Source organism: Rickettsia endosymbiont of Culicoides newsteadi, assembly GCF_002259525.1.
In the GTDB taxonomy this organism is placed as follows: domain Bacteria; phylum Pseudomonadota; class Alphaproteobacteria; order Rickettsiales; family Rickettsiaceae; genus Tisiphia.
Genome location: NZ_MWZE01000054.1, coordinates 1 through 7,593 on the forward strand (window position 1 = coordinate 1; position 7,593 = coordinate 7,593).

A 7,593-nucleotide genomic window follows, 5' to 3' on the forward strand; every position below is an offset into this window, starting at 1 on the left:
TCGCCATATTGCTATTATTAAATTTATTCATTATCTATCATTATAACTTATATTAACCTCTATGTTAAGTGCTATACTATTACATACTTATAGTTTAGATATTTTGTTAAAACACCTTCTGTTCTATCTTTTATAGAACTTTTTGATTCCCACGTTTTAAGAATACCTTCTGGGTATATACCATCATTTCTTTTATAATCATCTATTGCACTTTTTAGCTGTAGTTGATTACTAATTTCTAACCTTAAGTCTGGTTGCCATTCTCTTAAGTCAAATTCTACAGTGATGTTTAAATTAATGTTTTTTGAAAGAATTGCTGCGGTTTGCAACGCCCTAGTATATGGAGAAGATAGAATTAGTTCTGCATTTTCTAATCTCAGATTTTTTTAGATAGCTCATTGGCTTGTCTAATCCCATTTGGCGTTAAACATGGCAAGTCCCTATATTCACCTTTTAATTGATGTTTTTCATTTAAAGACCAATCTGTTTCACCATGTCGTATTAAAAAGAATATTGTCACAAAAATAACTAAGGATATATTTAATTTAAGTTAGTTCTTCTATTAATGCTATGGTACTAGCTCTTAAATCTAGGTCATAATCTATAGTATTATTTATTATTCGCTTAACATTAGCAAATTTTGTTACCAACCAATCAGGTGAATTGGAAGGTAATTGATTAAATATTTTATTCTCTAATTCATTAAATTCAATATTGATATTGAGCGATTTCTTAGTAATCCTATTAACTAGATATAGCATGCTATAAGCAAAATCCCCCCATAATTCTTTGTTTTTACTGGTAAATTCTTCGATAATATTTAACCTCACTTCAGGGTTTGAACAATTAGCAATATATGTAATGAATTTAACATATATTTCACTCCCCACTAAGCGATTTTGTGATTTTATATTAATTTTAGCACATCTAGATCTTATAGTGCTTATTATGCCAGCAGCTTTTGAGGTAATTAAGAAAATAAAACTATCCTTTGGGGTATCTTCTAAAAGTTTAAGGCAGGAATTTGCCGCATTAAGATTCATTAGATCGGCTTGATAGATAACAGCTACTCTATATTTAGATATTGACGATGTTTTATAAAAAAATTGCTGTAAATCCCTAATTTGGTCAACAGATATGTCTTTGACATTAGCGGAACCAGAATTATCCCTTGCTACTAACCGATAATCTGGATGATTTTTTAATTGAATTTTATCTGCAAACAAACTGCTTTCTATAAATATCAGTAAATTTTCTAAAGCTTTTGCCGTATCATCAACGTCAATCAACCAACTATTATAAAGCCGACCTTGTTTAAATCTATCCTCAAGATATTCTTTGATCATTCTATTTATTCCACTTGTCAATTGCTTATCTTTTAGCTACCCAAAGTAGGGATTATAGTTAGTTCAGGAGAAATTGACTATAGTCAATTCAGGAAAATTTGGGGCTAGGAGCGACGAGCGACGACGTCCCCAACTTCTCATCAATTGACTATATCAGCGATTAACCCTGTTATGTTATTATACATGTTAGGTCTTTCATCTTCAGAATCTAACAAATCGCATAAATTTACTAAATCAACTAATTTTGCTTTTTTTTCCCAATCTGAATCTAGTGACTTTGATACTTTTGAGTATCCAGAAGCAAAACTCTCTTTTAGCTGTTTATCGAATAAATGTTTAAACCTAAATAAAGTTGCAATATCACCATATACTGAACCAGAATAAGCAAATTCCCAATCTAATATTCCTGATAAAATTAATGTTCCATCGACATTCTTAACTAAAATATTAGAAGGTTTAAAATCACCATGCACCAATTGATTATTACCTTCCTTTGGAAAAAATTTCTCATATGAAATAATTTTATTTTTCAAACTATCAGAAAGTTGTTTACCTAACTTATCTTTCACTCTGGGCTTAGTTATTTTATCTAAAATATAATTTATAAATACATTATATTCATTATGTTTGGTAGTAATTTTGCTGATTGATAAATTTGCAGTGAGTAAACCACTTTCTTGAAACTTATAGGAGTTCAAATTCCCTAAAAATTCACCAAGTTTACTATATATTACTAGTATTGAGTCTAAAAACGAAGGATCAGTTAAAAAATCTGATAATAAATTACCTTCACGATATTCTATAAAACTGCAAAAATAGTTTGTTGTTTCATTTATAGGATTAAAACTAAGAAATTTTGGAACTAAAGGTTCATTATGGAGTAAATGTGAAAGTTTAAATTCTTTTTTACCTAACTCTATATCTCGAACATTAATGCGTAATATAAATTTATCTCCATTCTCGAATTCAATAATATAATTTGTATTCGCAAGCCCATGTTTTGCTTTAGTAACAATAAACTTATCTTCCCTAATTAAAAACTTTTTACATAAATTTTTAATTTCTTCGAATTCAAGATCGAAAAACTTACTTCGGCGTTCCCATTCTAACAATTTTTCCATATATTCTTCTTTAATATATAAGAACCTAGAGGATACTGCTGACAATAACTAAAGTAATTCTATATTTGGTTCTTTTGGGCTGCGAATAAACTTAAGGGTAAATCAAACTCAATGGCAAAAGCAGATTTTTCATCAGTAGTGAAACAGCCTTCTGAGACTAATGAACGCTTCCAAATTTCAAGAAACAGTTCAGGTGAACAAGCTTCTTTAATATCTTGTAAATAAGTGCGTTTTTCAAAAAAATTTAAAACCGGGAAGAAGCTCGAGCTATCTAATAAAACCTCTTCAGGCAGACCTTTATAACTATCTATGGTAACCTGCTGCAGCTCTTTATCCGAATAAAGCTTCCATAATTCAGGCATTAATATGTTTTCTTCTTGATAAAAATGCAGAAGATTGTCAGACAGAAACTCATCATATGAGGAGCAGATATGGCGACCCTGCACAACTCGCTCTTCATCATCCACGGTTTTTATCGCAGTTTCAAAAAGCCCCTGAAAGACCACCAACTCATTTTGTTGGCTGAAATGTGCTTGCTCAACTTGCTTATGCACGATTGATTGTTTTTTTTCAAATAGTGGGGTAAAATATTTTTCTTCTTTTTGTGCATGCATTTTTAGATCAAATACAATGTTATCAAAAGAATCTTTAATACTAGTTATAGCTAATATTTTTCGAAAATCTGTTGTGCCTAGCTTCCCTCCAAACTGGTATAGCTCCTTACGAATGAATTTATGTACACTTCTATACAAATCATATCTTACTATCATTTTATTATACTCATCATTTTTTTGCAATAAGATATACTATTTCCTGCAAAAATCATAATTATTGCAAGCAACCCCTATCGTTTAACCACAGTAAATTAACGTCTATTAGCAAGGAATTGCTTTAATGGCAATTGTAAGTTGTCATCCATAAATTGTCATTCCCACGTAAGCGGGAATCTATATCCCTGCTTTCGCAGGGATGACAACCTTGCAGAGAGACAACCCTTAAAGGGATGGCACAAAACAGGATTGTTTAGTTAGCTTACGTACTCCTCGCTAATAGACAGAACTATATAATCGAACTAGCTCTAAGAAAAACAACTTAAGAGTTATTACAAGCTTCTTTCATTTTCTTACCAGCTCTAAATACTGGTTGCTTATAAGCAGCAATATGCATTTTTTCGCCAGTTTTTGGATTACGACCTTCACGTGCGGCTCTACTTTGTATGTGAAAAGAACCAAATCCCACTAGATTAACGTCCTCACCACGACTAAGTGCTTTAAGTACACTACCTACAACCCAAGTAAGGGCTTTTTCTGCATCAGTTTTTGAATGACCCACTTCTTCAGCCATTAATGCTACTAATTCTCCTTTATTCATATGATCAGCTCTCCAAATAGATTGTTAACATTATCAGACATTAATGTATTTATTATACCAGATGCCAGCAAGATTTATTAATCTCGTTGCATAGATTATATCAAACACTAAATTGACTGCAACTGAGACTTATTCAGAATTTTTGAATATAATTATTTTTATAGTCTAATTGCAAAAAATTGTATCTATTTTACATCAAATTAGCTTCTTATCCCGTAATTAGCAAGTAGTTTAATAAGTCTCTATTGGCAATAGAACTCCAAAATTTGGTAAAAAACAACTTTTAAAGTTAGTTTTTAGCATATTTTATGCTGATTAAATGAAATAATTAGTTGAAAATCTAATTGGTTTGTATTATTATGGTTATAAATTAATAGACACTAAGGTAACTTTTATGATCACTAGGATATTATACATATTATTTATTTTAATTTTCAACTTAAATGTTAATGCTAATCCGGCTCCTTTAGGTCTTGAATTAAATAAAGCAACTATCTCAGACGTAGAAAAATTATATCATATCACCAAAAAAGAAAATAACCATTGGGAGGGATATAATTATTATCTCAATGTTGGGGATGTTAAATTAGAGGGGCTTACTAAGCTACTAATAATATGTAATGACGATAATATTATTCAAGCAGTAATCTTAACAATAGATAAAAGTAAATTCACAGAGTTTTACCAGTTGCTTTCAGAAAAATACAAACTTACCTATAACCAAAACCCTAGGTTAGGCGATAAAGAAATTAGATTTGCAGATAGTGATTGTACTATAATATTAGAGGCTCCTCATCTTAGCTTTAGTATGGTTCTTATATACATAACAGATGAATTCTTAACAAAATTTAAAGGTAAGCAAAAAGAAGAAGAAAATTTGAAAAAGACAAAAGACAAAGAATTGCTGTAGTTCAATTGGTGAGAAGTTGGTGACATCGTTACTCGTCTATTACTTATAGGCGTCGCTCCATCGCTCCTGCTACCCAATTCCCACAACTGTTGAAAGTTAGAAGAGGAAGCGGTTTTAGACCGGATAGTTTAAAAATCGTATGTGGTCAACGTCATTGCGAGAAAGACCTTAGGTCGACGAAGCAATCCATAAAAGTAACCAAAGATGGATTGCCACGACCTACTTGCGTGGTCTCGCAATGACAGAAAACCTATCTAAAACCCGCTTTACCTTCTAACTTTCAACAGTTGTGTCCAATTCCCCTGAATTGACTATAAAATAAAAAATTTTTAATTGCTAATTTTTATCACAGAGTTGTATAAATAGCACATAAATTGATAAATCGAAGAAAAAAGGGGAATGTAATTAAATATAATTACTATTCCCGATTTTAAATATAATTTAATTGTTTTCTTTCTTTGTATCTTGACTACTATCGATGGTAGTTGATTGTTGTTGTTTCGCCAACTTGCTCTTTTCTTCTATGGAATTAAGGAAAAAATAAGTAAATGTTAGGAATCCAATTAACATCGGAATAAAAACGAATATAATAGCATTGCGTTTTCTAATAGATTCTTCACGATCTAAACGAGCCTCTTGCTCCTCATATGTTTCCCCTAATTCATTACGCCATATATCTTCTTGATCTGAATTATCTTGTTCTGAACTGTTTTCTAGCATTTTATACCTTTTATTAAATATTATTTATATAACTTAGAGATTAAACTATAAAAAAATTATATACAAGCTTCAATTAAATTAACGTTAAATCCTTGATTATATTAATTTAAATTAAATCTGTTGTAAAGATTATTGAATTTCCAATTAGTTGTAAAATTTTGATAAATCGATAATTTTGTTGATTTATCATATCGCAATGGTAGAAAAAGTATATTACTAAAATGCTATAAAATTAATTTTTCTTAGATATATACTTAATTAGTTAAAAATCTACTAATATATCTGTTTATTAACTTAAATTTAATTTTACTAAATTTATAATAAGTTGTATTTTAGTAATTTAAACTATTAGTTGCTGTTTAAGTGAAAATAACAATCATTTTTATATTATTATTTATAATTTCTATAGCAAATAAGGTTTATGGATCAGCTTGGTTAATCGACTCAGGTAGGTATAGATATCTTGCTACTACTGCTACTATCGATAAAAATTCTGAAAATATTAAGCAAATAAGAGCCGATTTCTTTTTACAAATTCAGCGTAAACTAGCCCATTTAAGAGAACGTATCAAGTTGGTTAACAATTCATCAGCTCTGTATAATAAGTTATTTTGCCAATTTCAATCTTTAGAACGTAGCTCAAAAGAAATATCTTCATACCAAGATCAATTAATGAGAATTTTTACTATCGAATATGGCATTAATAATAACCAAAATTTAGCTATTCAATTGCTTTATAAAGAAAATAAATTTCAGGGAAGTAATGATATGAACTACCTATCTAATAATAAAGAAATTGGTATATTTTTAAAATTAAGCTTTTTCAAAATATTCATCGAGTAGTCTCAGTTCAGCCAAGAATATACATAACTCAAGATGGGTGTGAGCAGCAATTTTCTTATGAATTATTATTGTTATCAGCAATATCCAAAAAAATGCGGACAATTTTAGGTGAAACTTCAGTATTTGCTCAAGGTATTTTGAGTTTTGGGCAGAACCTAAATAATCCATATGGCAAAAGAAGCCATTATAGTTTTTCCATGTCTAAGGGAATTGAATTTCAAAATGGCATTATGTTAGTGAGCTTTACCAAATATTATAATAGAAGAAATTATGGTAATATTTATAATAAAACTTTATATAAGCAATTTTCAATTGCAAAAAAGATTAAGTTTGGTAATCTAAAGAAAAATAATATAACAACACAAATAGGGTATTTTTCGGATAAAAGCCTGATTAAACAGCGTTATAAAATATCGGGAGTAATATTTTCAATATGGATGGATATACAAGGAGCCTGAATATAGAATTTTTAGATATTCTAGCAAAAGAACAGCTAGTTACTGATTTACAAATATCTCATATTAAGCTCAAATTAGCTGAGAATGATTTTTTTAACACGATAATCGAAGAAGGGATTATTAATAATGAGATGATTATAGAAATTTTATATAAGTATAAACTATTGCCACTATTAAGTGTCCAGGAATCTCAGGTTAAGATTTATGATTACTCAAAAATTGATCAATATGTCAGAAATGGTTATTTCATTTATGAAAATGATGAAAGTAATGAGGTGCTTGCTATAAATGACCTAGCCTATTTAGGAAAGTTATCAGCCATACATTATAACGTGCAAATTAAATTGGTTAGAAAGAATGATTTTTATCAATTACTTGAACGAAATTTCAGTCATTTAAATATCATAAAATCCAAATATTTTCTTGAATTTCTCTCATTATACATGATAGCAAAAAACATCAATTACACTAAGTCAATTATCATATTTTTTTTGATATATTTTGCCATATTACTTAATTTTAAACATCTTTTTCATATAATTAATATTATCTGCTATTTTTCACAAAATATTTTAAAAATTATACTATTTAACCAAGCAGCAATTACGCCAGATACCATATTTAAAATTAGTGATCTATATTCCAATGATTCCCTACCTATTTATACTATCTTACTACCGTTATATCAAGAATCAGGCAAATTAAAGTCAATAATTAGTTGTATTGCTAATATTAATTATCCTAAACACGTCAATTCGGGATAAGGTTATAATTTAGAGGAAAGTCGAAATTGCAATTTATGGAAGGTTTATTTTTCTTAAGAG

At 29.2% G+C, this 7,593-nt stretch carries 11 protein-coding genes; 4 read left to right on the forward strand and 7 right to left on the reverse strand.

All coding sequences use genetic code 11. The features are described 5' to 3' along the window. Nucleotides 1-71: 71 nt before the first annotated feature. The 6 genes from RiCNE_RS04565 to RiCNE_RS04590 all read right to left on the reverse strand — a co-directional run bounded on the left by RiCNE_RS04565 (nucleotide 72) and on the right by RiCNE_RS04590 (nucleotide 3,838). The gene (locus tag RiCNE_RS04565) at nucleotides 72-329 is read right to left on the reverse strand and encodes a hypothetical protein (protein WP_338050555.1); all 258 of its coding nucleotides are present in this window, start codon (nucleotides 327-329) and stop codon (nucleotides 72-74) included. A gap of 47 nt (nucleotides 330-376) precedes the next feature. Beyond that, entirely contained in the window at nucleotides 377-520 is a 144-nt protein-coding gene (locus RiCNE_RS08300; protein WP_157905681.1) for a histidine phosphatase family protein, read from the reverse strand. A gap of 25 nt (nucleotides 521-545) precedes the next feature. Continuing rightward, nucleotides 546-1,346, reverse strand: a complete 801-nt coding sequence (locus tag RiCNE_RS04575) for a DNA polymerase III subunit delta' (protein ID WP_094649430.1) — start codon at nucleotides 1,344-1,346, stop codon at nucleotides 546-548. A gap of 140 nt (nucleotides 1,347-1,486) precedes the next feature. Continuing rightward, nucleotides 1,487-2,467, reverse strand: coding sequence for an aminoglycoside phosphotransferase family protein (locus RiCNE_RS04580; RefSeq protein ID WP_094649431.1), 981 nt, complete (start codon nucleotides 2,465-2,467; stop codon nucleotides 1,487-1,489). Between the two features lie 59 nt (nucleotides 2,468-2,526). After that, nucleotides 2,527-3,264, reverse strand: coding sequence for a hemerythrin domain-containing protein (locus RiCNE_RS04585; protein ID WP_094649432.1), 738 nt, complete (start codon nucleotides 3,262-3,264; stop codon nucleotides 2,527-2,529). Nucleotides 3,265-3,559: 295 nt separating this feature from the next. Then, on the reverse strand, nucleotides 3,560-3,838 hold the full coding sequence (locus tag RiCNE_RS04590) for an HU family DNA-binding protein (protein WP_094649433.1): 279 nt from the start codon (nucleotides 3,836-3,838) through the stop codon (nucleotides 3,560-3,562). A gap of 394 nt (nucleotides 3,839-4,232) precedes the next feature. Here RiCNE_RS04590 and RiCNE_RS04595 point away from each other — a divergent pair, with 394 nt between their 5' ends. Next, on the forward strand, nucleotides 4,233-4,748 hold the full coding sequence (locus RiCNE_RS04595; RefSeq protein WP_094649434.1) for a hypothetical protein: 516 nt from the start codon (nucleotides 4,233-4,235) through the stop codon (nucleotides 4,746-4,748). A 441-nt stretch (nucleotides 4,749-5,189) separates the two neighbouring features. Here the strand turns inward: RiCNE_RS04595 and RiCNE_RS04600 are convergent, their stop codons facing one another. Beyond that, nucleotides 5,190-5,468: an RC1041 family protein gene (locus RiCNE_RS04600; protein ID WP_239832694.1), complete on the reverse strand. Its 279-nt coding sequence runs from the start codon at nucleotides 5,466-5,468 to the stop codon at nucleotides 5,190-5,192. A gap of 363 nt (nucleotides 5,469-5,831) precedes the next feature. Between RiCNE_RS04600 and RiCNE_RS04605 the strand changes: the two genes are divergently transcribed. The 3 genes from RiCNE_RS04605 (at nucleotide 5,832) to RiCNE_RS04615 (ending at nucleotide 7,533) form a co-directional block, all read left to right on the forward strand. Continuing rightward, a complete protein-coding gene (locus RiCNE_RS04605; protein ID WP_094649435.1) occupies nucleotides 5,832-6,311 on the forward strand; it encodes a hypothetical protein in 480 nt (159 codons plus the stop codon). A 92-nt stretch (nucleotides 6,312-6,403) separates the two neighbouring features. Beyond that, nucleotides 6,404-6,769 (forward strand): hypothetical protein, encoded by a 366-nt coding sequence (locus tag RiCNE_RS04610; RefSeq protein ID WP_094649436.1) that lies wholly within the window; start codon nucleotides 6,404-6,406, stop codon nucleotides 6,767-6,769. Then, nucleotides 6,745-7,533: a hypothetical protein gene (locus tag RiCNE_RS04615; protein WP_094649437.1), complete on the forward strand. Its 789-nt coding sequence runs from the start codon at nucleotides 6,745-6,747 to the stop codon at nucleotides 7,531-7,533. Before RiCNE_RS04610 ends, RiCNE_RS04615 begins: the two co-directional genes overlap by 25 nt. The last annotated feature ends 60 nt before the right edge of the window (nucleotides 7,534-7,593 follow it).

Coding starts and splice junctions, on each gene's coding strand:
- RiCNE_RS04580 (WP_094649431.1), bottom strand. CDS start 2,467: ATGGAAAAATTGTTAGAATGGGAACGCCGAAGTAAGTTTTTCGATCTT.
- RiCNE_RS04600 (WP_239832694.1), bottom strand. CDS start 5,468: ATGCTAGAAAACAGTTCAGAACAAGATAATTCAGATCAAGAAGATATA.
- RiCNE_RS04615 (WP_094649437.1), top strand. CDS start 6,745: ATGGATGGATATACAAGGAGCCTGAATATAGAATTTTTAGATATTCTA.
- RiCNE_RS04590 (WP_094649433.1), bottom strand. CDS start 3,838: ATGAATAAAGGAGAATTAGTAGCATTAATGGCTGAAGAAGTGGGTCAT.
- RiCNE_RS04595 (WP_094649434.1), top strand. CDS start 4,233: ATGATCACTAGGATATTATACATATTATTTATTTTAATTTTCAACTTA.
- RiCNE_RS04575 (WP_094649430.1), bottom strand. CDS start 1,346: ATGATCAAAGAATATCTTGAGGATAGATTTAAACAAGGTCGGCTTTAT.
- RiCNE_RS04610 (WP_094649436.1), top strand. CDS start 6,404: ATGCGGACAATTTTAGGTGAAACTTCAGTATTTGCTCAAGGTATTTTG.